This window comes from Aliiglaciecola sp. LCG003 (assembly GCF_030316135.1).
Taxonomy (GTDB): Bacteria; Pseudomonadota; Gammaproteobacteria; order Enterobacterales; family Alteromonadaceae; genus Aliiglaciecola.
In genome coordinates, this window is the sequence record NZ_CP128185.1 from 2,034,962 (window position 1) to 2,058,479 (window position 23,518).

The following is a 23,518-nucleotide window of genomic DNA, read 5'->3' on the forward strand; positions in this document are numbered from 1 at the left end:
GCGTGAATGTGTTGTCAAATAAACTAGTTTCAAAATCATCGCCAAGCTGCGTGGAAAGTACATGCCCTTATTGTGGAGTGGGTTGCGGCGTTGAAATCGAACTTGGACAAACTGCTATAGGAGGAACGTCTGATCTTGTGGAGATTTCCGCAGTCAGAGGTATGCCTAGCCATCCAGCGAATTACGGAAAACTTTGTGTGAAAGGTAGCCATTTATTGGAAACCAATGGCATAGACGGGCGCATGCTGGTGCCCCAAGTTGATGGTGAAGATTGCAGTTGGGAGCACGCGACTGCAAAGGTCGCTTCGGTAATTAGTCAGTCTATTTTGCAACATGGAGCTGATTCTGTGGCTTTTTATGTTTCAGGCCAACTACTTACCGAAGACTATTATGTAGCCAATAAACTGATGAAAGGCTTTATTGGTAGCGCTAATATCGATACCAATTCCCGTTTATGTATGAGCTCAGCCGTAGCATCCTACCAACGGGCCTTTGGTGCAGATGCAGTGCCTTGCAGTTATGATGATTTAGAGCTTACTGATTTACTGGTATTTATAGGCTCAAATGCCGCTTGGACCCATCCTGTTTTGTTTCAACGAATCGAACGGGCCCGTCAAAAACGGCCAGAAATGCAGATTATATTTATTGACCCACGTAAAACAGCAAGTTGCGAAATTGCTGATTTGCACTTACCAATCAAACCTGGTTCAGACGTCGCTTTATTTAATGGTTTATTAACCTATTTGCATCAGCATGCTGCCGTGGATTTTGAATATATAAACCAACACACCGAAAACTTTACTGCGACCCTAGATGCTGCTGCAGATATGTCAGTGCAAACAGTAGCCGCTATTTGTGAAATTGAACAATCACTCATTTTGGCCTTTTATCGAAGCTTTGCTAAAAGCAACTCGGCAGTGAGTTTTTATTCAATGGGAGTGAATCAGTCCAGTAGCGGAGTGGATAAAGGAAATGCCATTATTAACTGCCATTTAGCCAGTGGCAAAATAGGTAAGCCCGGTAGTGGTCCGTTTTCTATTACGGGGCAACCAAACGCAATGGGCGGAAGAGAGGTGGGCGGTTTAGCAAACATGTTAGCGGCCCACATGGAGTTGACCAACCCTGAGCATCGAGAATGGGTGCAACAGTTTTGGCAATCGCCACATATTCCTCATCAGGTTGGCTACAAAGCTGTAGATATGTTTGACCAGGTGGCATTGGGCAACATCAAAGTCATTTGGATCATGGCCACCAACCCTGTGGTTAGTATGCCTAATCGAACAAAAATTGAGGCTGCGTTACGTAAATGCGAGAACGTTATCGTTTCTGACTGTGTGAATGACAATGACACTTTACGCTTTGCAAATATCCGTTTGCCCGCCAGTGGCTGGTCAGAAAAAAATGGCACTGTGACCAACTCTGAGCGCAGGATCTCCCGCCAAAGAGGGGTTTTAGCCCCACCCGGTGAAGCCAAACACGATTGGCAAATTATTATCGATGTGGCCCATGCACTTGGGTTTGGTGAGCATTTTAATTACCTACACCCTGTGGATATTTTTCAAGAGCACGCTCGATTGAGTGGTCATCACAATAATGGTAAACGATGTTTTGACATATCGGGCATGGCGGATATAAGCCAAAAAAAATATGATCAATTGAAACCGATACAATGGCCGGTTAACCAAGCAAGTCCTACAGGGACTAAGCGCTTATTCACCAACAATTCATTCTATACAAGTAATCACAAAGCGCGATTTATTGCGATTAAAGACAAGCTACCTGAACTGCAGCCAAACCATGAATACCCTTTTATGCTTAATTCTGGGCGACTGCGGGACCAATGGCACTCAATGACCCGAACCGGTAAATCAACGGCTTTACTGGCCCATGCTGACCAAGCTAAGTTACAGATCAGTCAAAAGGATGCTCTGGAGCTAAAGCTGAGTAATGATCAGTTAGTGGCGGTGTGCTCTGAAATTAATCTTGAAAAACCGGTAGTTTTGCCTATCCAGATCGTCACTGGCCTAGGTGAAAATCAATTATTTGTGCCTATCCACTGGGGCGAGACATGGGGATCATCCTGTAGTGTAAGTCGTTTATTTGGTGATACGGTCGACCCGATTTCCGGTCAACCTGAACTAAAATATAGCCGGGTAAATTTGCTTAACGTGACAATAACTGAATATTGCGAATTGATTAGTATGAATCCTATTGATTCTGCAAAATTGCAGGAGTATGACTACTGGTCGGTCAAAAACGTGGATGATTTGTTTTGCTATTCAATTTGCCTATTTAATGGCGAGTTTGATCTGACTGCACTGCAAGCTTTAACCGATGACGAACACAGATGGTTGACATTCAATCAGGACGACATGCGCAGCGCGATAGGGTGGCAGCAACAGCAGATTAGTGCAGCCCTGTATGTATCAAAAGCAGCAATTAATATTGTGCATGCCGCCTATAGCAATATATTTAAAAACCCCCAGAAAGAACTACTCGAAGTCGCTGACATTTTGCGTAACAACATGGATGCATCAACGGTTACAGGAAATAAGATTTGTAGTTGCTTTGACGTTACTCAGGGGCAAATATGCGAGGCCATACAGTCAGGGCTCAATAGTGTTGAACAACTGGGCAAACATTTAAAATGCGGTACTAATTGTGGTTCTTGCAAGCCCGAATTGAAACAATTAATTGAATTGTACTCAATCCAAGCTACTGAATGTGCAGCGACTAATGAAGAATTAGAAGTGCTCCATATTGAACCTAGCCGGATAGCAATAAAGGAGATCAAATAATGTTTTATGCATACACCCAAGTGCACTCTAATATATTTCTAACTAAGCTGTTTCGCGTGATAAAATCTGCTTTATTTGCAAAGGATTATAACAATAATATAAATACAACGGGTACCGCTGATACTAACGCTTTCACATCGCCTGAACAGGGCAAGGTCAGTCTAGTAGGAGCGGGACCAGGTGATGCAGAACTCCTAACCTTAAAAGCCTATAACGCTCTGCAAAAGGCAGATGTCGTGCTTATCGATTGGTTGGTTAATCCAGACATATTGGAGATGATCCCTGCAAATGTAGAACAAATATTTGTTGGCAAGAAGTGTGGGCAGCATTCTATGTCTCAGCACAGTATTTGTCAGTTAATGGTTAACCTTGCCAAGCAAGGGAAGAATTTAGTGCGCCTAAAAGGCGGAGACCCAGCTATTTTTGCTCGCAGTGCTGAAGAGTGCGAAGCATTAACTAACCACCATATCGAATTTACAATAATACCTGGTATCACGGCAGCGTCTGGTGCTTCGGCTTATGCAGGGATCCCACTGACGCACAGAGATTGTGCTCAATCGGTACGTTTTGTCACGGCGCATTTGAAGCAATTGGATGAAACGAAATACTGGCCGCAACTACAGTGTTTGAATAGCAATGAGACTTTGGTGATCTACATGGGCCTGAACAAATTAGCGGATCTGACTCAACATTTATTGAACTTAAATATGCCAGCAAATATGCCTGCTGCCGTTGTGGACCAAGCGACTTTATCTGCCCAACAAATATGTATCGGTGAACTCGCTAATATAGCTGAGTTGGTCGCCGAGCAAGCTTTTGCTGGTCCGGCAATCATCATTATCGGAGATGTGGTAAGTAAAAGGGTTAAGGTGAATAAAAAATTCGATGATATAATGGCCTTAACTGCTTAAAACATTACAAACCTATGACGCACCAATCTGTAAAATTTAAAGACTATATTAAAGCCATTGGCCGTGGGCAACGAGCCGGAACGACATTGTCTCAGCAAGATGCTTATCAGGCGATGAAGCTTATTCTGGAAAATAAGGTCACTCCAGAACAAAAAGGTGCTTTCCTTATGCTTTTGCGGGTTAGGGAAGAAACCCCTGAAGAATTGGCAGGTTTTACCCAAGCGGTTCGAGAACATAATAACCCTCTTTACAATCAACTCAATATAGATCTAGATATGGGCTGTTACGCTGGCAAGCGTCGTCAATTACCCTGGTTTTTATTATCGGTTTTAGTCCTTGCGCAGCAAGGCAAGCGTTTATTTTTGCATGGTACCCACGAGCCTGATTCAAACCGTGTTTATTTAGCCGATGTTTTACCCAAACTGGGTTTGCCCATCGCTAAAAGTGTCGAACAAGCACAATCTCAGTTAAATCAGTTCGGCTTTACCTACAGCAATTTGGTTGAACTCAATCCAAAATTAGAAGAGCTAATTCAATTGCGCAGTCAATTTGGGCTGCGTTCTTGCGCCAACACCTTAGCAAGAATGTTAAATCCTAGTGCATCACCAGCTAGTCTGCAGGGGGTGTTTCATCGCCATGTCGATCTTAAACATCAAAAGTCTGCTGCATTATTAGCAAGGGAAGATGTACTGTGTTTTAGGGGAGAAGGCGGGGAGCTAGAATATAATCCTGAGCGTGCAGTTACTCTTTTTATAAGCCGGAAGAACCAGCAAGGGCAACAAATTGAAGTTCCAGCCGCTCAAGAAACTTGGCAGACCAAGCCAAAGGTTTTAGATCCCACCGAGCTCATCGACGTGTGGAGCGGCGTCGTTAAACATGCCTATGCAGTCAACGCAATTGTAGGGACCTTGGCAATTATGCTGGTATTGCTTGAAAATTTACCTTGGCAACTGGCGGATGAAAAGGCCCGCGTGCTGTGGCAAAAACGTGATAAAACTTGGCCGTTTCAACTAAGTCATAATACAGATGCTGTAGAGCAAAAATATCAAACAACCGGTAAGCATTATAGCCATTAATTCGATATTAATGGCTGCTTCTGTTAACGCTATTCTTGTTCTACGGAAACTTCTTCTGAATCTTTCGCTTCTTCAATTTTTGCCCGTTCCGCCTTGGAAATATAGCCAACCTTGTTTTTGGCATTGCCTTTAGCCTTGGCGGCTTTCAGCCGTTTCTGGTGTATTTGATATAATTTCTTTTTTCTATTCATGGAAGCTTCATTGATTGTTAAGCGCTGTGTTGGGGCTAAGGTAAGTCTACATGCCTGGCCATTTTTGACATTATAGCCCATCACCCATTGGCGCTCAGCTGTTATTTATATTTTGAATCAAAATTAATCTGACGTTGCCTTTTTTAGTCGGTTGAAAAAGAGGTGAGTTTTAAAATATGAGCTAAAATCTAAATTAGACAATCAATTAAAACCCACTCTGGTTATAGCTAAATTTATCTAGCTATTAAGCTGTTTCAGAAAATATTAAATTGAGGACCAATAAGTACAGGTCATTAGAAACAGGGGATAGTTCAATGTCCAATATTGCCGGTAAATCCTACGCAATGAATGTGATTACGCCCATCACCGGGTGGGTTTACTACTTAAATAGAATAAAATTTGCTGCGGTCCAATTTTCGGTGTCTAGAAAACTCGGTACAACAGGTTTTTGGGGAAACTTAGTACCATTAAAATTAAGCAATTTGATATTTGAACGATTAAATGGATTGTTGACCTTATCACTCATCCATTATGCCCGCTGGGCTATTATTAAAGAATTCCCCCATTTAGATGAATCCCAACCAAAAGAACAGCTCAAATATCATTACATGCTGTTCTTTAGCAATTTCAATGGCAGTTGGAAGCAATATGTTGATTCATTCCATATGGCTATCCCTAATGGCTTAGATTTGCTTTGGTATAAAAATGTTAAATATCCAAATTCGGTGCCGCTGCAGCCGTTTCACAATTATATTACCTATAATCAAATTTGGACCAATCATTACTATAACGCCTACCCACTTGCCGCTTCTAACGATATCAAAGGAGCACAGGAGCTAACTGAAGAATTAAGCCATTTTATCAATGAAAGTGATCTAGACGCTAACCCTGAGCTATTTCAAACACGCTTTGAAAAACTGTTAGACAGCCAACAGCGAAACTTAGGCTTGATGTCTGCAACTCCAATAATAAGCTTATCCGCCAAAGCGGTAATGGACAGGGAGTAACCAGACATGGGAAATCGATTTGGCAATGCCTATGGTTTAACTGTGCTAATCCCAGTTAAACAAGGCACTGAGAATAATAGATCTTACGATAAGATCATCCGCGACCAATTACAAAAATGGCCTAAGCATGCAGACTCGCCCTTAGCTGCTGTACCAAATACCTATCTAGCCAGAGTGTTTTTATTGCAAGACGTGTTTTATCAAAGTGCTCCGGCCGTCGAAGAGCATTTAAAGAGTAAATATTTGGTTTTTACCAGTAATTTTTTTGGTGATCTGGATACTTATTTATATGGTATGTGGGAAGCCATTCATGAGGTTTTAACACCGTTTTTACGCCATTGCGTCGCCTTCGAAAAAGTAACTACTGCAGCAGGTTTTGTGAGCTATATAAAAAAATGCAAAATAAACAACAGTTTATTTTTCAATGGTGCTAACGATAAACCCCTCCCTGAACAACTCAAAGCACTTTATGTAAAACAAGTCTTCATACATTTCGCTTATCTGTCGCAGCAATTTCGTTATCAAGGTGCTGTGGGCGCCGTGAATTTACAAAAGTCATTTAAAAATTTTGTAGCGTTAATTGATATAGAAAACTTGCAAGGTAAGAGCTGGCCTATCGCCGCAACTCAAGTTCCAGAATACATTGAAACCGATGTGGAAAATACCATCGTCAGCCACAAGGAGTTGCAGCAATGAGCACTGATGAAGCCTTTTTGGATCTGCATGATATCCAAGGAAATATTGTATTTGGCTACGGCAGGTGGGGTTATCCTTTATCCCGCTATTTGTTTTTTAAAGTACATGATAAGCAGCAAGGTTTGAATTTTGTTGCTGCTCTTGTGCCGCTGATTACCAGCGCTGCACCACTAGATAAACAAAATAATGGCAACCAACCTGATGCAACAACCAACCTGGCATTTACCTATGCTGGCTTGCGGGAATTAGGTTTGCCTGACGAATCCATGCGCAGCTTCCCTGAAGATTTCCGTATGGGAATGAAATCTCGTAAAGATATTTTAGGTGATGACGGCCCAAGCTCTCCCCCAAACTGGGATCCTATTTGGCATGACAATTACAGTGTTCATATGTTTTTAAGTATTAATGCCTCCTCTGAGCAAAACTTAATAAAACGCTATGATGCCATTTTAGACTTGTTGAAAGGTGCTGGAGAAGGAGTGGAGTTACTCAGTGGGCATAGCCGTGGCAAGGAAGATAATGACGCTAATTTTCAATCTGGCAACGCAATTATGCTAGATGGGAAACCCACCGCAAATGAGCATTTTCATTATACGGATGGGATCAGCGATCCGGTTTTTAAGGGGCAGGGCAGGAATAAAATCGAAACAATCGGCGCAGGAAAACCAACCCGTGGCTCCGCTGCTACGGAAGATGGATGGGAACCATTGGAAACGGGCGAGTTCATCTTAGGTCATAAAGATGAAAGCGGCGAGTATCCAATTGCCCCTATCCCGCGACTTTTATCCTACAATGGCAGCTTTATGGTGTACCGGAAATTGCATCAAAACGTGGGAAAATTTAATGCTTATTTAGCACAGGCGAGCAAAGATTACGGTAAAGGTGACTTATCTGACGATCAAAGAAAAGAGACGATGAAGGCTAAGTTCGCGGGACGTTGGTCCAATGGCGCACCGCTGGCTACTTATCCAGATTATGCTTCAGCAATGAAATTTGGCCAGCAGTGGCAAGATTCAATTCATACTTTATTCTATGCTCAAAATGCCTCTGGTGAACAGAAAGCAAAGACACGAGCTACCTACGAAGATTTAAAAATCAAACGTCGTGGGTTTAATTACGACGGTGATATAAAAGGCGCTAGTTGCCCTTTGGGGGCGCATACTAGGCGTTTAAATCCACGAGGCTCGCTGGAATTTGACACCCCTGGTGCATTTGACACGCCCGGGGCTATGGTCAATCGCCGGCGCATACTGAGAAGGGGATTACCTTACGGCGATTCAACAGACCGAACTGACAATGATGGCGATCATGGCATTATTTTTATGGCGATTAACTGCAGTATCGAACGTCAATTCGAATTCATCCAACAACAATGGATAAACTACGGAAATGATTTTAAGTTGAGCAATGAAAAAGATGTTTTACAAGGTAACCACGAAATTGATCAAAAGGGTAATCCGAAGGGCCGCACGGTAATAAATGCCAATCCGGCACTAGGACAGCCAACTCACATGTGTTCAGCGATCCCTCGTTTTATAGAAACCCGAGGAGGGGACTATTTCTTTATCCCAAGTTTGACCGCTATTAGAATGATAGCCGAAGGAATTATTGACCCCACTTAAACATTTCCCAAAAGTAATCTTCAAGGCAACCTAAAAGCAATATCCTACGCCTGATTAAATAGTTACAGTTGATACTGATTATTTAATTTACCACACAAACAAACCATCTCCGCTGTCTCACCACTCTTGATTAACAGTCTTGTGGGACTCTATTTATATGACTTGTAGAAACAACTAAATAAATTTGTAATAAATTTCATACCGCTATGACTAATACCTTAACGAATATAAAATTGGAGTAAGTCATGGAAAATATATTAAGCTATTTTGAGAATGCAAGTGCTTTACAATGGGCTATTGTCGGAACAATATTATTTGCTGTTTGGTTCTTGCCGGCAGCTGTGGCACTAATATTTAACCGAAAACATTTTAAACTTATTTTAGTCGCATGTGTGCCTGCGGGATTTTCGGTTATTGCTTGGTCAGGTCTGATGATTTGGGCTACAACAGGTAATATTGTTGATAAGGCTCGCGGTAAGTCAGTTTTAGCATCTAAAGCAGCGGCTGAATCAAAGATAAAGTGATGAATTACCGCAACACCCCTCGGCGTGAATAGGTGCTTGGTCTAATTGTAATATTAGGGTAAGCACCTTATTGGCCAATTCGATACCGCGATATATCTGTCAATCGAGCCTAGCCTAATGGTATGAAATCCGACATTACTGACGTAAACAAACTTATAATGTTCGGGTCAAAGATAACTATCAATTTTGCCGACTAATGAAGATCATTTAAACAGTGGACTATTGCTTTTCTATTGTTAAGGTAGTGAACAGTTGCGATGTTGCACTGCCACGAATACCACCTGAAACGGGCATGGTATTTTCGGGTATCGCACTGGATGCAAGAGGGAAGTGGGTATTGCCGGTTAAAATGCCATGGCTAGGATCAAAGCCTAGCCATCCCTTACCCGGTACAAAAACTTCTAACCAAGCATGCAATTCGTATATTGGTTTTTCCATTTCAAAGTAGAAATAACCGCTAACAAAACTTGCCGCAATGCCGAAATTGCGTAACAAATTAATTTGCATCCATGACAAATCACGGCAAGATCCTTTTTTAATCGCGAAGGTTTCTTCGGGGGATAGCGGAGGGCCCTCTTCGCGATATTCAGTGACAAAGTCTTGATGTATTTTTGTCGTCAGATTAGTTACGAATGCGACGGTGTTAAAATTCGATTGGCTAAGTACTGCTTGGGCGTAACTTACTAATTCCTCAGGAAGCAGTGTTTTTTGTAAGGATGCATAGAGTATTTGATACTGATGTTCAGAATAGGTGAATGGTATAGTGTTAAAAGAATCAGGATGAATAATAAAATTAAACGGATTATATTCTTTGGTCTGCAAACTACTCTCTACCAGTATAGTAAGGCTGTTAGTTAATTTTTCAAACCAGCAAAAATCGATAACATTATGTTCCTCATCCTCAATCACACTATGCCCCTGTGGCTCAGCCTTAATGCTAATCGAAAAACTGCTGACATCAATACAGGGTGTTTGTTTAGGACGAAACCTCAAATAATGTGGTTCTAAAAACACATCATCACTGAATATATACTTTGTCTCATGGATTATTTTAAAATTCATCTAGCTCTCCATAGTAAAGTGATGAACAGTGTCATGTTTGAGGCTACAAAACTTGCTAACTACTTTGGTTGCTTTATCAATACCATTACCCATGCTAGGGCGTGCCATTGGTAAACCTTGCAATACCTCTCGACTATGCGGCAAAACGCTGCTGAATAATAGTTTTTATACCCTCTGATTTCATTTTATCCTATCGAATATATTGAAATTCACCTTATAAATAAAAGCCAGTGTATTTTCTGCCCATAAATTACCTTTTTTAACCCCTTTATTATTTAATCTGCTCAATTGTTGAAAACGTTTTCATGATGAGGTTAAATAAATCACAGGATAAAGAAGCTGACTTTGGAGTCTGGGCATGAAACAACAATTGCTGGTAATTTGGGGGGCTATAGCAATACTGACAGCCTGCAGTAATGACGATACCTCCATTGCTAACCTTCCACTTAGTTCGTTAAATGAACCCAGCATAGAGAAGATCAAGTTAAACCAAGTCGGTTTTTTACCTAATGACACTAAAATGGCAGTGGTGCCAAATAGTCAAGAATCAACCTTTCATTTATTCAGCGGAAATGACAATACTCAAGTTTTTAGTGGTCAGCTATCTGCCTTAAGTACTTGGCAACCGGCCGGTGAAACCGTCAGCATAGCTGATTTTTCCAGTGTGAGTACGCCAGGCCAATATTACCTGAAAGTTAATGGATTGGATGATTCCAACCTAGTCACTATTAATAATGAAGCCTACTTAGGGGCACATGATGCCGCATTAAAGGCCTACTATTTTAATCGAGCCAGTACAGAACTATTGATAGAGCATGCAGGAGCTTGGTCCAGACCCATGGGCCATGCCGATGATAAAGTGTTAATTCATGCCTCAGCAGCATCGTATGAACGCCCTTTGGGGATGACTATTTCATCCCCAAAGGGTTGGTATGATGCGGGCGATTACAATAAATATATTGTTAATAGTGGTATAAGCGTTTACACCCTGCTTGCCGCCTACGAACATCATCCGCTGTTTTATCGAGAACGTGCTATTGGGATACCAGAGTCTAGTAATTTCATACCAGATATTTTGGATGAAATTAAATGGAATTTAGATTGGATGATGACAATGCAAGATCCCAACGACGGTGGGGTTTATCATAAACTCACGACCCTAAATTTTTCGGGCCCGGTGATGCCAAGTGAAGCCACGGCTCAACGTTTTGTGGTGCAAAAATCTACTGCGGCTGCTTTAAACTTTGCAGCTTCCATGGCAGTTGCCAGTCGAATTTATGACGACTTTGAGCAATTTGCCGGGCATGCCAATGATTATAGACGCGCGGCTGAGTCGGCGTGGCAGTGGGCGCAAGCCAACCCGTCGATCGCTTATATGCAGCCGAATGACGTGTTAACCGGTGAATATGGGGATACGGAATTTGACGACGAATTCGCTTGGGCAGCCGCTGAGCTTTACCTTCTAACAACTGACGATAAGTATCTGCAGCAATTCAAGCAACTGAATGTCATGCCTATGGTGCCTGATTGGTCAAATAGTGCGGCGTTGGGTTATATTTCATTATTAAATAACGCTAAAACAACCTTGAGTAATGAAGATTACAATCAATTCTATGCAAGATATCTTTCTTTGGCAGATTCAATATTAAAACAACACCAAGAGTCTGCTTATGCTGTGGCGATGGAGAATTCAGACTTTGTTTGGGGCAGTAATGGAGTGGCGTTAAATAAGGCCTTTATCTTGTTACAAGCTCAACGCTTGTCTAAAAATGATAAATATAAATCGGCAGTTACGGGTTTAGTTGATTATGTTTTAGGGCGTAACCCAACAGGTTATTCTTACTTAACGGGTTTTGGTGCAAAAACACCGCTGGATATCCACCATCGACAATCCCACGCCGATAATATAAAGGATCCCGTGCCTGGATTTGTTGCCGGAGGTGCTCAACCAGGTCAACAAGATAAATGCAACTATCCGTCACAATTACCAGCCAAATCATACCTAGATGACTGGTGTAGCTATGCATCCAATGAAGTCACGATTAATTGGAATGCCCCTTTAGTGTATGTTTTGGCAAGCTTACATACCATGCAGTATGACTCTAAATAAGCATAAAAATTAGTGATTCTTAGTGAGAAAATTGTACTCTTTAATCCCCTTAGCTCGGCCCTGAGGACTCTTCATTAGTCGATAAAGCACTATCATGCACTGTGGGTAAACCTGAAATGGCAATACACAAAAGTATGCTATTCATCTAAGGGACTTTGAATCCCAATATTGGTGTGTAAGGGACACAATCAAGACACCCTTAATAAATTAATTTACTGGCTATTTTATTTTAACTCCGTGCTTTAATAGAACATTGACTATACTGTCTTAGGCCGAATTAGAATGTAAAGGGTTAGGGGGCTTAGCTATTGCTCTCAACAGCTCAGGTTATATTGCTCCTTACTAGGCCGTCCAAAGATCGTAAATTGCGAGCTGCGGTGCAGCACCGTCTTAATTGCATATATTGGCTAGCCAAGGGTGAAATATAAACATCTTACACTCTCAGAATTGTATATCTTCGCAACTTGCATTTTCCTTATTTACTCTTTAACTACGGATTGGGAAAGATGAAGTCTGAGCTGGATAATGCTAAAACACACTTAAATAAATTAGGTCAATCGCCAGATGATATAGAGATGTATCTCAAGGCTGTTTTCAATGATATAGGAGACCCAATATTCGTAAAGGACCACGAATGCAGGTTGATAATTGTCAATGACGCTTTTTGCAGCATTTTCGGTCTACCCAGGAAGGATATCATTGGTAAAACCCTGGCCGAAAAAGTTCCGCCTGAAGAGCGTGACCACTTTTTATCTATTGATAGAGAGGTATTATCTAAAGGCAAAGAAATTTTATGCGAAGAGACTCTCACTACCAGTGGGGTGCAGACCAAAACAATTTTGACCCGAAAAAACAGATTCGTAGATAGCAACGGAAATTACTTTCTGGTGGGGATAATCCATGATATTACCCCTCGCAAGCAAATCGAAGAAAGATTAAAACGAGCAGCCAGTGTCGTCAGTCATGCACATGAAGGTATCATGATCACCGATTCCACAGCTACTATTATAGAGGTCAATCAGAGTTTTAGCCGTATTACTGGGTATGCTGAAGAAGAAGTGCTGGGTCAAAATCCAAGAATTCTTCAATCTGGTCGTCAATCAGCTGAATTTTACGGAGAAATGTGGCGTACCATCCTAGCAAAAGGCTATTGGCGTGGTGAGATTTGGAATCGTCGTAAAAATGGTGAGGTATACCCTGAAATGCTGACTATTAGTGCGGTGAAGAATACCAATGGACAGGTACAGCATTACATTTCACTATCAACCGATATTACACCAATGAAGGCGTATCAAGGACGGCTGGAGCGAATTGCCCATTTCGATCCCCTGACCAATCTCCCCAATCGCGTATTACTTGCAGACCGGCTAAGCCAGGCCATGGTGCAATGCCAACGACGTCAATTATCACTGGCAGTTGCATTTATGGACTTAGATGGCTTTAAAACCATAAATGACAGTCTTGGTCACAATGTTGGCGATAAGTTGCTCATTACCGTGTCTCAGCGTATGAAAGAAGCATTGCGAGAAGGTGATACATTAGCTCGAATAGGTGGTGATGAATTTATCGCAGTAATGGTTGATTTAGAAAAGATTGAAGATGGTGAGCTTGTTTTAAAGCGCCTACTCAAAGCTGTGTCTGAACCCGTTTCCGTGGGTGATGCAGTAATGCAAGTTTCAGCCAGTATTGGTGTCACCCTTTATCCACAGGATGGAGTAGATGCAGACCAATTGATGCGACATGCTGACCAAGCTATGTACGTTGCTAAACAAGCCGGTAAAAACCGTTTCCACCTTTTTGATACTGCACAAGATACAGCGTTCAAGACGCAGTTGGAAAGTATTGAAAATGTAAGCTTGGCTTTGGCTAAGGGAGAGTTTGTCTTGCACTTTCAACCAAAGGTCAATATGCGTACAGGCACAGTAGTAGGCGTTGAAGCATTAATTCGTTGGCAGCACCCAATCAATGGTTTAGTGCCGCCTATTGAGTTCTTACCTGTGATAGAGGGGCATTTGATTAGTTTAAAACTGGGGGAATGGGTTATCGACACGGCTTTGCAGCAAATTATTAAATGGAGAAGTGTGGGGGTAGACCTGCCGATTAGTGTTAACATTAGTGCATATCAGTTACAACAAAACAATTTCACTGCTCAATTAGCAGCAATATTAGCACTCAATCCTGAGGTCAATCCAAACTGCTTAGAATTGGAAATTTTAGAAACAACCGCATTACATGACACCTGCCAAGTGTCTACTACTATGAATGCATGCCATGATTTGGGTGTGCGTTTCGCTATAGACGACTTTGGTACAGGGTATTCTTCACTTACTTATCTTAAGCGCTTACCAGCGTACTTAATCAAGATTGACCAAAGCTTCGTGCGAGACATGCTACAAGATGATGATGATCTGGCCATCGTTGAGGGGGTAGTTGGATTGACCAAAGCTTTCCAGCGTAAAGTGATTGCAGAAGGAGTCGAATCCATCGAACATGGTGTTGCATTATTAAAACTAGGTTGTGAGTTGGCCCAAGGTTATGGGATCGCTCGACCGATGCCGGCCGCTGACCTTCCTGAATGGCTTGCTAACTGGAAAGCGGATGATTCTTGGCTTATCTGATATAGGTATTCCCCATTAATTAAGCGCCACTCTAACCTTACTGCTGTTAATTCCGTTCACAAGTACTGTTATCAAGACAACAATTTAAAGGTAATGGCTTCTGTTTTTAGATCATTTTGTCGACTGGCTTTAAATGTTAATAACATTGAATTCTAACGTGTTATTAAATATTCAACAAAAACAATTGGGTAACTTTGAAATATAGCTGTAACTATCTGACTTACAAGTCGTTTACCTTTGTGATACAGCATTCATACAGACACTAACGAAAATTTCATGCATAACTTTAAACACCTAAGAATGGTCTTAGGGTTTGGAGAATACTATGAAAAAGCTAATCGCAATATTACTTATGTGTGCTTGTGCACAGGTTAATGCGGGTTTAAAAGAGTCGCTAGAGTATCGGTTCGAAGGTGACGTTTTTTATGCGGGTTATTGCCAAGCTGTACTGGAGGACAATGTTAAATTAATGGAATCCAAAATCCGCTCCCACGTAGGGAAAGTCGCATCTACCCCCAAAGCCGTAACAAAAGCTATTTTGGCCCACAACGGCATTACTTGTGATGGGATGGATCTGGTTACATTTTCAAAACAGCGTCATGCCACAGAAATTTATGCTTATTTGCGCGCTAAAAATGACTAGTGCTCTACGCGAACACAATCATATTTTAACAAAATTCATAGCCTGCTTAGCAGGCTATTTTACAAAATAAGGCATCAATTTAGTTAACGCTTGCCCGTATATGGTGCGATGGGTAATAAATATTTCCGTAATTTCTGCTCTCAATTTATTGAAAAATCTAACCCAAACTTAATATCGCTATTTGTATCAATGCCTTAGCTTAATAACTCAGAAGAATTTCAGTATCCAAATCTAACTGGCCTGCGCTTTGCTTTTGACTGGTTAATACTAAATCACTATGTAAAACCCTATCACAAGGTTTAACACAGATATTGAACCCTAAAGCGAGACGCTAACCTGATGCCAGAACTAGCAGATAAAATGAAAGTGTTGCTGATAGATGTCGATTTGGCCAAGATTCAGGACGTGTCGGATGCCTTGTGCGACTCTAGATATAGTATTGCACAGCATCAGGGGCAGCCGGCGTCCCTATTGAAAATGGTGGATAGTCTACAACCGGATATTATTGTTATTGATATTGAAAGCCCTAGTCGAGATATGTTGGAGAGCTTATCAGCCATTTCGAACTTTAACCCAAAACCCGTTGTCATGTTTAGTACGCAAAATGACACTGAGGTTATTAACCAATCAATTCAATCTGGCGTGAGTGCCTATGTAGTCGGGGATGTGGAACCTAGTCGTGTTAAACCTATTTTGGATGCGGCTGTCGCTCGGTTTACCCAGTTTCATCAGATGAAAAATCAGTTATATGACACTCAGCAGCAACTCAACGCTAAAGAAATAGTTGATAAGGCGAAGCGTGCCTTAATCAAACAGAAATCATTGACGGAAGAGCAAGCTTTTCACTCAATGCGCAAGACTGCGATGGACTCTGGCCAATGCATAGAAGATGTAGCTAAAACCGTATTGAGCATATTAAACAATCTAGATACAGGAGCGAGAAGTCGATGATTTTGGAAACCACAGATATTAATTTGGGGTTTATTCCTCTAACTGATTCTGCCCCACTGATTGTAGCCAAAGAATTTGGTTTTTTTGCAGAATGGGGCTTAAATGTGAATTTATTAAAGCAGAACTCCTGGGCCACCTTACGAGATAAATTACACGCTGGCTTACTTGACGCTGCACAAATGCTGGCACCTATGCCGATTGCGAGTACCTTGGGGCTTGGTGTTGCGCCAACACCGGTAATCACCCCTTTGATCCTTAGCTTAAATGGCAATGCAATAACACTATCTGAATCCTTACATTTAGAAATATTACAAGCCAATAAAATATCCCATATTACCTTGCCGATGGCAGCTTATTTATTGCAAGAGGTTGTTGCAAAACGCAAAGAAACGGGGACCGCTAAATTAAGTTTTGCAAATGTATTTCCTTATAGTTGTCACTATTATCAATTGAGAGATTGGCTAAAATCAGGTCATATCAGTGACGATGATGTAGATATTGTTGTGGTCCCGCCAGTCAGTATGGTTAATTTTATGGAAGCCGGTGAAATTGATGGTTTTTGTGTTGGCGGCCCCTGGAATGCAAAAGCCGTGCGTTCAGGCATTGGTATAACAGCGTTAACATCTTTTGATATCTGGCAAGACTCCCCAGAAAAAGTATTAGGGTTACTTGAGTCTTACTATACCCAAAATCCTAATACAGTTTTGGCGCTATGCGCGGCTCTTAAACAAGCTTGTAGTTGGCTAGAAACCATACCTAATTGTTTTGAGGCTGCTCGAGTGTTAAGCAAGAGCCGTTACCTTGATGCACCGCTGGATGTTATCGCACCTTCGCTATTAGGAAGCTGTCTGACTCACAAATCCACAGGCCCACGCAGTATACCTTCATATAATCAATTTTCTGCTCGGCATAATGGTTCGATTAATCAGCCAGAGCTAGTTCGTGGTGAATGGTTATTAAAGCAAATGCATAATGCAGGACAGATAGATATCAGTACCATTCAGCCCTCCTTTGTTTCAAAAGTTTACCGGCCCGATATTTATCAACAAATGAAGAAGGTGTTGGACCAACATGCGTTAACTAACATCGATGAGGCTTTGAGGCACTTTGATGGTGCCCGTTTGCACCGTGTTATATCCTGATAAATCATTAAAACATAATGTCATATTTATAAATTATTGAATTTAATGGATAAATATTTCATGGCGTTCTTTCTGCTTAGGTAGTTTTGGGATAGATACCTGTGGCTAGGTCACCTACTATTTAACACCAAGGTCTAACGACTTTTATATTTACACCAGCCAAAAGAAAAATAAGACCTATTTAGTTAACGGCAGTTAAGCTGTTAATTGTTGGCAATGTCGCCTACACAATTTTTAGTGATCTGAAGTTTGTGTGGGCTTTTTTTTACCTTTTTTTCATGTGTTTAACATGTAAAAAGTGATACCAGTTAAATTATCTAACTGGGCATCATGGTTAAAAATAATCTGCGCTTGGTGAATAGTATGAAAACAATAAAAAATTAGCGGTAAAGGTCTGTTGTGCGGAGGCGTATTGGGCGTGCTAGCGCTGTGCACAGAAGCCTCTCAAGCATCAGTCGCATTTTACCAAGGCAGTGTAAAACTAGATATGCGCTTGCGATATGAGTCAGTTGACCAAGATAATGCCCTTGAAGACGCTGGTGCTTTGACCCTGCGCACCCGATTGGCGTTGGTTAGTCGTTACGTAAGTGGGATCTCCGCTAGCTAGAGTTTGAAGATAACCGGATTGTAATGGGGCAGGGAAACTACAGTTTGCCTGTAACAAGCTATCAGGCTGGTGAATATTCAGTAGTCTCCGATCCTGATTTTACCGCGCTCGATCAGGCTTTTATTCGTTATGCTAATGAAAAGCTAGATATTAAATTGGGTCGCCAAGTTATCACCTTTGAGAATCATCGATTTTTAGGTCACGTTGGATGGCAACAAGTCAGACAGACCTTTGATGGGCTCACGGTGAATTATGCTCCTGTTGAGCAACTTGCTATCAAATATGCCTATTTAACAAAACGGAGAATTTTTGCCCAACAAACAGATCTAGATGCTAAAGACCAGGTATTAAACCTTAGTTATTCATCTTCCGTTGGAAATTTAACCGCTTATAGTTATTTGCTAGAGATTAAACAACAAGCAAAGAACAAATTGGATACCTATAGCCTGCGCTTTTCGGGTCAACAAGCAGTTGAGCAGATAACTCTGCTTTACGCCTTTGAATATGCAAGCCAGCATAACCACACAGATATATCTGATTATGATGCTAAGTACTTTTTTGCTGAAACAGGCTTGCTATTCAATGGAGTCACCGCAAAATTGGCCTATGAAATACTCGGTTCTGACAATGGTGAGTTCGGCTTTCAAACACCTTTGGCAACATTGCATAAATTTAATGGTTGTTCAGATCAATTTTTAATGACGCCCTCGCAAGGACTAAAGGACATCTATTTAAGTTTATCTATGCCTATATTAGGAGGTACGGCCGTGGTTGTATATCATGACTTTTCCGCAGATGACGGTGTTACCGGCGCCGAGGATTTTGCTAGTGAAGTGGATTTGCAGTTCACCCGTAAGTTTAGTTAGCATTATAGCCTGGGTGTAAAGTGGCCGCTTATTCTGCGCAGGATACAAAAGTAGATACCAACAAACTTTGGTTGTGTTTTGCTGCTTCCTTTTAATCAGACGCTGATATACTTTGTGTTAACAGCAAAGTCACCATTAGGGCTCAAATGACTATTCAAATTAACTATATCGAAATACCCGTTAAAGATATCCAAAAAAGTAGAGTGTTCTTTAACCAAGTGTTTGGCTGGACTTTCGTTGAATATGGCGAGGAATATCTAGCGATTGAAAATGCCGGTGTAGCTGGGGGCCTATATTTGGCTGATACAACGGTTGCAACTGCTAGCGGTTCAGTTTTGGTGGTGATGTACACAGATAAGTTAGAACAGCTTGGTGAAACGATAGAGCAAAATGGCGGTACGATCACCAAGCCTATTTTCTCTTTTCCTGGCGGCCGACGTTTCCACTTTGTGGATTTAAACAATAATGAATATGCTGTCTGGAGTGATAAATAACAGCGAGAAACTAAACTATCTGTTTGTGTATATGGAATGCACCCGCCATCGGGGGGTGCATAATCCTGATACGTTCTGCTTGTTGCAATTAGTGTTAATGTTCTGATAACTCACGGGGTGTCAAGTAGCCATCGTGGTCAATATCCAATTCGGCAAAAGCTGCCGCGAGTTCAGGATCACTTGCTACCTCATCTGCACTGATACGACCATCGTTATTCATATCCAGCGCCATGAATCTATCATCTTGTGCCAGCGCAGAGGCGGCCAACACTAATGTACTAAATAAGATAAGGGTTTTCATATTGCTTTCTCCAAATAAAGTGAAAAGCTAAAGTTAGGATTAGGTGTAGATAGGGACAACAGTAGCGCTTAATTTGACAATTCTTGAGCCGTTAAATAACCGTCTTTATTTACGTCCAGCTCAGCAAAAACAGCTGATAGAGTGGGGTCACTTGCCGCTTCCTCAATACTAATACGACCGTCCACATCCAAATCTAAAGCCTTAATAGGATCATTTTGCGCCATCGCAGGGCTGACATCAAAGGCTAACATACTAATTAAAATTATTTTTTTCATGACACATTCTCCAAAAGTTTTTGAAAGTGCTCCCTTGCCTTAATAGCAAGAGAGCAGAATTGATGATGTCGTTACAGATTAGTGCTCAGCTAATTCGCTAGGACTAAGATAACCATCTTTATTAGTGTCTAGTTGAGAGAATTTAGCCGACAATTCTGCATCACTTACCGCTTCTTCGACGCTTATACGGCCATCCATATCCACATCCAGTGAGGCAATTTTATCTTCCTGTGCCATGACTGAGGTGGCTGAAAAGATTAGTGTACTAAGTAAAATTAACTTTTTCATATTTGATTCTCCGATACAGTTTTAAACAATTGCTATTGGTACATTGTTTGAAGGCTAGTTATTTACCTTCTATTATTTGCAGCAACTTTATTGCTACATACAAGGGTCATATCACTTACTGTGCCAAAATTATAAATTATATGTATAACAATGACTTATGTCAGGTGGCAGAAGCAAGCGGGGAGGGGAGTTGAAATTAGCTATGGAAATAGTCGATTTTTGTGTTCAATAGCAGACACTTAATTTGTGTGCTTTATAAAAATTATGCAAAATCAGATGCTTAGTATGATGCGAAAAGGCAACTAAGCCTAATCGCCAGTGCTGTTAGAGTAATTTTGAGCCGTTATCACCGGCCAAATTACTCAGCCAAATTGTTTGATAAGGGTATAATTCAATAAACTGCTGTTCTAGTAAGACTTGTGTATTTTGTATTAGGTCCCACCAGCAATCCGTACCGATAAGATTGATGTCGGAAAGGTATATGTTCTGGGGTTCATCACTTATATTACTAATGCAAAAAATACTTTGTCTACGATCCATACTTTGACGCCAAAAGCCAAATAGATGCTGGCCCAGTTGCAGAGTGAACTGAGTCGCATTGGGATGGAAAGCTTTTTGTTTGATACGTATATCTAATAAATGGGTCAAGCGATTCAGTGCTTTGCAATGTTGGCTCGACTTGTTGGCTAACTCATTACTAAGGTGAGTTAAATTCCAGCGATGACGGTTTATGGAACGATTTTGACTGGTATTTTTAACTTTTTCATAATCATTACCAGTTGCCAATAAACTGTGAATATAGATACCCGGAACACCCTCCAAAGCAAACATAATTTCATGGGCACAAATAAAGCGCTCAAATCCCCATTTATCAGGGCCCTTGGTGGTGCCCTGTAAAGCATCAAACAGTGTGATATTGATTTCATAAGGTTTTTGGATCCCCGTCTCGGTTACGCGCCAGGAGACCAAGCCACCAAAACTTTGCATAGTGTTAAGTAAGGTATTCAGCTCTTGTTCGTCAAGTAAGCCCTCAGCGGGTCGCAAACCAATCCCGTCATGTGATGCAATAAAATTGAAGTAAAATGTTCCGTTTTGCGCCGGAGGCATGCTCATTAACCAATTTTTCAAATAGTTACAATCACCCGTTACTAAGGTGTTAACCAAAAGTGGCGGCAGTGAAAAGTTATAAATGGCATGGGCTTCATTGGCGTTACCTAGGTAGGTTAGATTTTCTCTGTTTGGAATATTGGTTTCTGTGATGATAACGGCATCATGTCTGGCGTATTCTATTAGTGTCCTCAATAACCGAACCACTTCGTGGGTTTTCTCAAGGTTAATACAGCGAGTAGCGGATTCTTTCCATAGAAATGCGACTGCATCCAAGCGAAAAATGCTGACTCCGTTGTCTAGATATTGGCGTATAATGGCTACAAAAGCAGCCAGTACATTTGGATTGGTAAAGTCAAAATCAACTTGGTCATGGCTGAAAGTACACCAAACCTTTTTCGTTCCTGATATCGTTTCGGTGATTCGGAGTAATTCAGAGGTTCTTGGCCGAACCACATCAGAAATATCGAATTCATCAGTGACAGTAAAGAAGTAATCGTGCCCTGGTCCTTCTGCTTTGATAAAATTTTCAAACCAGATACTACGAGCAGAGCAGTGATTAATTACCAAGTCTGACATCATTCGATAATCCTTGGCAATGTTTTGAATATGGGACCAATCACCTAAGGCTTCATTGACCACAGAGTAATCCATCACCGAAAACCCGTCATCAGAACTGTAGGGGAAAAAGGGCAGAATATGCACGCTATTAATAGCTTGCTGACAATGTTGATCTAAAAAGCCCAGCAATGTCGACAGCGGCTTTTCTCCCTCATGCTCGATACTATCCCCATAAGTAATTAACACTATATCTTGCTCTGACCAATGATTTTGATGAGGCTTAGGTACATTAAGACTATCCTCGTCATTCACGCGCATAGTATCAATTAAGTGTTGGGTGATTTTTGCTACAGGGTCGGGTAATTCAATACCATCGTAGATAACTAACAGGTGATGTTGAACTTTCTCGATTAACAAAGTCAGTGCGTCGCTCATAGGTTACCCTCTGTATTCTAAATAGTCTTGTTCCACCGCATCTTTTAACCGATCCAAAATATCAGGCACCGCGCTGACAACTCGGTTCCAGCTTGGAATAAAGGGGGTTTCCATAGGGTTATCTAAAAAGCTTTGACCGGCTTTCATTATATTCTGGGCAAACATCTCAACGGCTTTTTCTTCGCTGTGAATATCCAGCACTAAACCATTCATTATGGCATCGTTATGATAGGTTTCGATGAAATCTAGTGCGATCCTAAAATAGGTTGCTTTGAGTGTTCTAAATGATTCAGTTGTAAAGGTGAAGCCTTGAGTGGCAAGTTTGCGAAATAGTGCTTTGGTGATGTCAATTGACATCTTCGACAGTCCACCTTGGTCATTGTGTAATGACAAATCTTGGTGTTTATGATCGTAGTTTTCGGCAATATCAACTTGGCACAATCTATTGTGTGAATAATTGCGATGCATTTCTGACAATACCCCAATCTCTAATCCCCAATCGCTGGGAATGCGAATATCATTTAGGACGTCGCGGCGAAATGAAAATTCTCCTGCTAGGGGATAACGGAAACTGTCCATGAATTCCAAATACTCATTGTTGCCAACGGTTCTTTTTAAGGCTCGCAGCAGCGGCGTAACCAATAATCTTGAGACTCTACCATTTATTTTTCCATCGGCCACTCGGGCATAATACCCCTTACAAAATTCATAATTAAATTGTGGATTGGCTACCGGATAAATTAGTTTGGCTAATAAACTGCGGTCATAGGTCAGAATGTCACAGTCATGCAGTGCAACGGATTCGGAGCGACCGGTGGATAGAATATAGCCCATGCAATACCAAACATTTCTTCCCTTACCCATTTCTTTCGGGGCTAACCCCATTTCAGCCAACTCAGCATCGATAGCCTTTAACCGTGGCCCATCATTCCACAAGATTCGGTGATGTTGGGGTAACTTTTGAAAAAACTTCAATGCATGTTTAAATTGTGATTCATCAGCCCGATCCAGACCTATAACAATCTCATTCAAGTAGGGTACATGTTGTATGTTATCGACTATATTGGGCATCGCTATCCCTTCTAATTCAGAGAATAAGGAAGGGAGTAACAGTCCTAGTGGGCGTTTTTTTGAAAATTTAACCAACTCATTTTCAATCTCTTCGATAGGACGTTTCGCTAAATTGTGTAATGTAGTGGTAATGCCATTTTGATAGAAATCGGCCATATATCG

22 protein-coding genes are annotated in these 23,518 nt (G+C 41.3%); 15 read left to right on the forward strand and 7 right to left on the reverse strand.

What is annotated here, in order from left to right:
- Positions 1–8 precede the first annotated feature (8 nt).
- The 3 genes from QR722_RS08765 to QR722_RS08775 are packed head-to-tail and all read left to right on the forward strand — an operon-like array spanning position 9 to position 4,785.
- Complete coding sequence (locus QR722_RS08765) at positions 9–2,798, forward strand: nitrate reductase (RefSeq protein ID WP_286287238.1); 2,790 nt, start codon at positions 9–11, stop codon at positions 2,796–2,798.
- Entirely contained in the window at positions 2,798–3,709 is a 912-nt protein-coding gene (gene cobA / locus QR722_RS08770; protein WP_286287239.1) for a uroporphyrinogen-III C-methyltransferase, read from the forward strand. Before QR722_RS08765 ends, cobA begins: the two co-directional genes overlap by 1 nt.
- Positions 3,710–3,723: 14 nt before the next feature.
- On the forward strand, positions 3,724–4,785 hold the full coding sequence (locus QR722_RS08775; RefSeq protein ID WP_286287241.1) for a glycosyl transferase family protein: 1,062 nt from the start codon (positions 3,724–3,726) through the stop codon (positions 4,783–4,785).
- Between the two features lie 29 nt (positions 4,786–4,814).
- Here the strand turns inward: QR722_RS08775 and QR722_RS08780 are convergent, their stop codons facing one another.
- A complete protein-coding gene (locus QR722_RS08780; RefSeq protein WP_286287244.1) occupies positions 4,815–4,976 on the reverse strand; it encodes a DUF2986 domain-containing protein in 162 nt (53 codons plus the stop codon).
- 314 nt (positions 4,977–5,290) lie between these two features.
- Between QR722_RS08780 and QR722_RS08785 the strand changes: the two genes are divergently transcribed.
- From QR722_RS08785 to QR722_RS08800, 4 genes are all read left to right on the forward strand, one after another.
- A complete protein-coding gene (locus QR722_RS08785) occupies positions 5,291–5,983 on the forward strand; it encodes a hypothetical protein (protein WP_286287247.1) in 693 nt (230 codons plus the stop codon).
- Between the two features lie 6 nt (positions 5,984–5,989).
- Positions 5,990–6,679 (forward strand): hypothetical protein, encoded by a 690-nt coding sequence (locus QR722_RS08790; protein ID WP_286287249.1) that lies wholly within the window; start codon positions 5,990–5,992, stop codon positions 6,677–6,679.
- The gene (locus QR722_RS08795; RefSeq protein WP_286287250.1) at positions 6,676–8,301 is read left to right on the forward strand and encodes a Dyp-type peroxidase; all 1,626 of its coding nucleotides are present in this window, start codon (positions 6,676–6,678) and stop codon (positions 8,299–8,301) included. The genes QR722_RS08790 and QR722_RS08795 overlap by 4 nt, the downstream gene beginning before the upstream one ends.
- Positions 8,302–8,546: 245 nt before the next feature.
- A complete protein-coding gene (locus tag QR722_RS08800) occupies positions 8,547–8,825 on the forward strand; it encodes a superinfection immunity protein (RefSeq protein WP_286287253.1) in 279 nt (92 codons plus the stop codon).
- 219 nt (positions 8,826–9,044) lie between these two features.
- Here the strand turns inward: QR722_RS08800 and QR722_RS08805 are convergent, their stop codons facing one another.
- A complete protein-coding gene (locus QR722_RS08805; protein ID WP_286287255.1) occupies positions 9,045–9,887 on the reverse strand; it encodes a transglutaminase family protein in 843 nt (280 codons plus the stop codon).
- Between the two features lie 358 nt (positions 9,888–10,245).
- Here QR722_RS08805 and QR722_RS08810 point away from each other — a divergent pair, with 358 nt between their 5' ends.
- The 8 genes from QR722_RS08810 to QR722_RS08845 all read left to right on the forward strand — a co-directional run bounded on the left by QR722_RS08810 (position 10,246) and on the right by QR722_RS08845 (position 19,318).
- On the forward strand, positions 10,246–11,997 hold the full coding sequence (locus QR722_RS08810; RefSeq protein ID WP_286287256.1) for a glycoside hydrolase family 9 protein: 1,752 nt from the start codon (positions 10,246–10,248) through the stop codon (positions 11,995–11,997).
- Between the two features lie 506 nt (positions 11,998–12,503).
- Entirely contained in the window at positions 12,504–14,615 is a 2,112-nt protein-coding gene (locus tag QR722_RS08815) for an EAL domain-containing protein (protein ID WP_286287257.1), read from the forward strand.
- A gap of 325 nt (positions 14,616–14,940) precedes the next feature.
- Positions 14,941–15,258, forward strand: a complete 318-nt coding sequence (locus QR722_RS08820; protein WP_286287259.1) for a hypothetical protein — start codon at positions 14,941–14,943, stop codon at positions 15,256–15,258.
- 339 nt (positions 15,259–15,597) lie between these two features.
- Complete coding sequence (locus QR722_RS08825) at positions 15,598–16,209, forward strand: ANTAR domain-containing response regulator (protein ID WP_286287261.1); 612 nt, start codon at positions 15,598–15,600, stop codon at positions 16,207–16,209.
- Positions 16,206–17,351, forward strand: coding sequence for a CmpA/NrtA family ABC transporter substrate-binding protein (locus tag QR722_RS08830; protein ID WP_286287263.1), 1,146 nt, complete (start codon positions 16,206–16,208; stop codon positions 17,349–17,351). The genes QR722_RS08825 and QR722_RS08830 overlap by 4 nt, the downstream gene beginning before the upstream one ends.
- 412 nt (positions 17,352–17,763) lie before the next feature.
- Positions 17,764–17,958, forward strand: a complete 195-nt coding sequence (locus tag QR722_RS08835; RefSeq protein ID WP_286287264.1) for a hypothetical protein — start codon at positions 17,764–17,766, stop codon at positions 17,956–17,958.
- Positions 17,959–18,002: 44 nt separating this feature from the next.
- Positions 18,003–18,824 carry an alginate export family protein gene (locus tag QR722_RS08840; RefSeq protein WP_286287265.1) on the forward strand — a complete coding sequence of 274 codons (822 nt, stop codon included), beginning with the start codon at positions 18,003–18,005 and terminating at the stop codon, positions 18,822–18,824.
- 146 nt (positions 18,825–18,970) lie between these two features.
- Positions 18,971–19,318, forward strand: a complete 348-nt coding sequence (locus QR722_RS08845) for a VOC family protein (RefSeq protein ID WP_286287266.1) — start codon at positions 18,971–18,973, stop codon at positions 19,316–19,318.
- Positions 19,319–19,412: 94 nt separating this feature from the next.
- Here the strand turns inward: QR722_RS08845 and QR722_RS08850 are convergent, their stop codons facing one another.
- The 5 genes from QR722_RS08850 to QR722_RS08870 form a co-directional block, all read right to left on the reverse strand.
- Entirely contained in the window at positions 19,413–19,619 is a 207-nt protein-coding gene (locus tag QR722_RS08850; RefSeq protein ID WP_286287267.1) for an EF-hand domain-containing protein, read from the reverse strand.
- Between the two features lie 68 nt (positions 19,620–19,687).
- Positions 19,688–19,894, reverse strand: a complete 207-nt coding sequence (locus QR722_RS08855) for an EF-hand domain-containing protein (protein ID WP_286287268.1) — start codon at positions 19,892–19,894, stop codon at positions 19,688–19,690.
- 78 nt (positions 19,895–19,972) lie between these two features.
- A complete protein-coding gene (locus tag QR722_RS08860; protein WP_286287269.1) occupies positions 19,973–20,182 on the reverse strand; it encodes an EF-hand domain-containing protein in 210 nt (69 codons plus the stop codon).
- Between the two features lie 324 nt (positions 20,183–20,506).
- Positions 20,507–22,285: a sugar phosphorylase gene (locus tag QR722_RS08865; RefSeq protein ID WP_286287270.1), complete on the reverse strand. Its 1,779-nt coding sequence runs from the start codon at positions 22,283–22,285 to the stop codon at positions 20,507–20,509.
- A 3-nt stretch (positions 22,286–22,288) separates the two neighbouring features.
- A complete protein-coding gene (locus QR722_RS08870) occupies positions 22,289–23,512 on the reverse strand; it encodes a glycosyltransferase family protein (RefSeq protein ID WP_286287272.1) in 1,224 nt (407 codons plus the stop codon).
- Between the last annotated feature and the right edge of the window lie 6 nt (positions 23,513–23,518).

Bases quoted from the DNA above. Each gene is read 5' to 3' on its own strand.
- QR722_RS08795 (WP_286287250.1), top strand. From the start codon at position 6,676: ATGAGCACTGATGAAGCCTTTTTGGATCTGCATGATATCCAAGGAAAT.
- QR722_RS08815 (WP_286287257.1), top strand. From the start codon at position 12,504: ATGAAGTCTGAGCTGGATAATGCTAAAACACACTTAAATAAATTAGGT.
- cobA (WP_286287239.1), top strand. From the start codon at position 2,798: ATGTTTTATGCATACACCCAAGTGCACTCTAATATATTTCTAACTAAG.
- QR722_RS08800 (WP_286287253.1), top strand. From the start codon at position 8,547: ATGGAAAATATATTAAGCTATTTTGAGAATGCAAGTGCTTTACAATGG.
- QR722_RS08865 (WP_286287270.1), bottom strand. From the start codon at position 22,285: ATGAGCGACGCACTGACTTTGTTAATCGAGAAAGTTCAACATCACCTG.
- QR722_RS08870 (WP_286287272.1), bottom strand. From the start codon at position 23,512: ATGGCCGATTTCTATCAAAATGGCATTACCACTACATTACACAATTTA.
- QR722_RS08850 (WP_286287267.1), bottom strand. From the start codon at position 19,619: ATGAAAACCCTTATCTTATTTAGTACATTAGTGTTGGCCGCCTCTGCG.
- QR722_RS08830 (WP_286287263.1), top strand. From the start codon at position 16,206: ATGATTTTGGAAACCACAGATATTAATTTGGGGTTTATTCCTCTAACT.
- QR722_RS08820 (WP_286287259.1), top strand. From the start codon at position 14,941: ATGAAAAAGCTAATCGCAATATTACTTATGTGTGCTTGTGCACAGGTT.
- QR722_RS08790 (WP_286287249.1), top strand. From the start codon at position 5,990: ATGGGAAATCGATTTGGCAATGCCTATGGTTTAACTGTGCTAATCCCA.
- QR722_RS08805 (WP_286287255.1), bottom strand. From the start codon at position 9,887: ATGAATTTTAAAATAATCCATGAGACAAAGTATATATTCAGTGATGAT.
- QR722_RS08855 (WP_286287268.1), bottom strand. From the start codon at position 19,894: ATGAAAAAAATAATTTTAATTAGTATGTTAGCCTTTGATGTCAGCCCT.
- QR722_RS08775 (WP_286287241.1), top strand. From the start codon at position 3,724: ATGACGCACCAATCTGTAAAATTTAAAGACTATATTAAAGCCATTGGC.
- QR722_RS08845 (WP_286287266.1), top strand. From the start codon at position 18,971: ATGACTATTCAAATTAACTATATCGAAATACCCGTTAAAGATATCCAA.
- QR722_RS08825 (WP_286287261.1), top strand. From the start codon at position 15,598: ATGCCAGAACTAGCAGATAAAATGAAAGTGTTGCTGATAGATGTCGAT.
- QR722_RS08860 (WP_286287269.1), bottom strand. From the start codon at position 20,182: ATGAAAAAGTTAATTTTACTTAGTACACTAATCTTTTCAGCCACCTCA.
- QR722_RS08810 (WP_286287256.1), top strand. From the start codon at position 10,246: ATGAAACAACAATTGCTGGTAATTTGGGGGGCTATAGCAATACTGACA.
- QR722_RS08785 (WP_286287247.1), top strand. From the start codon at position 5,291: ATGTCCAATATTGCCGGTAAATCCTACGCAATGAATGTGATTACGCCC.
- QR722_RS08780 (WP_286287244.1), bottom strand. From the start codon at position 4,976: ATGAATAGAAAAAAGAAATTATATCAAATACACCAGAAACGGCTGAAA.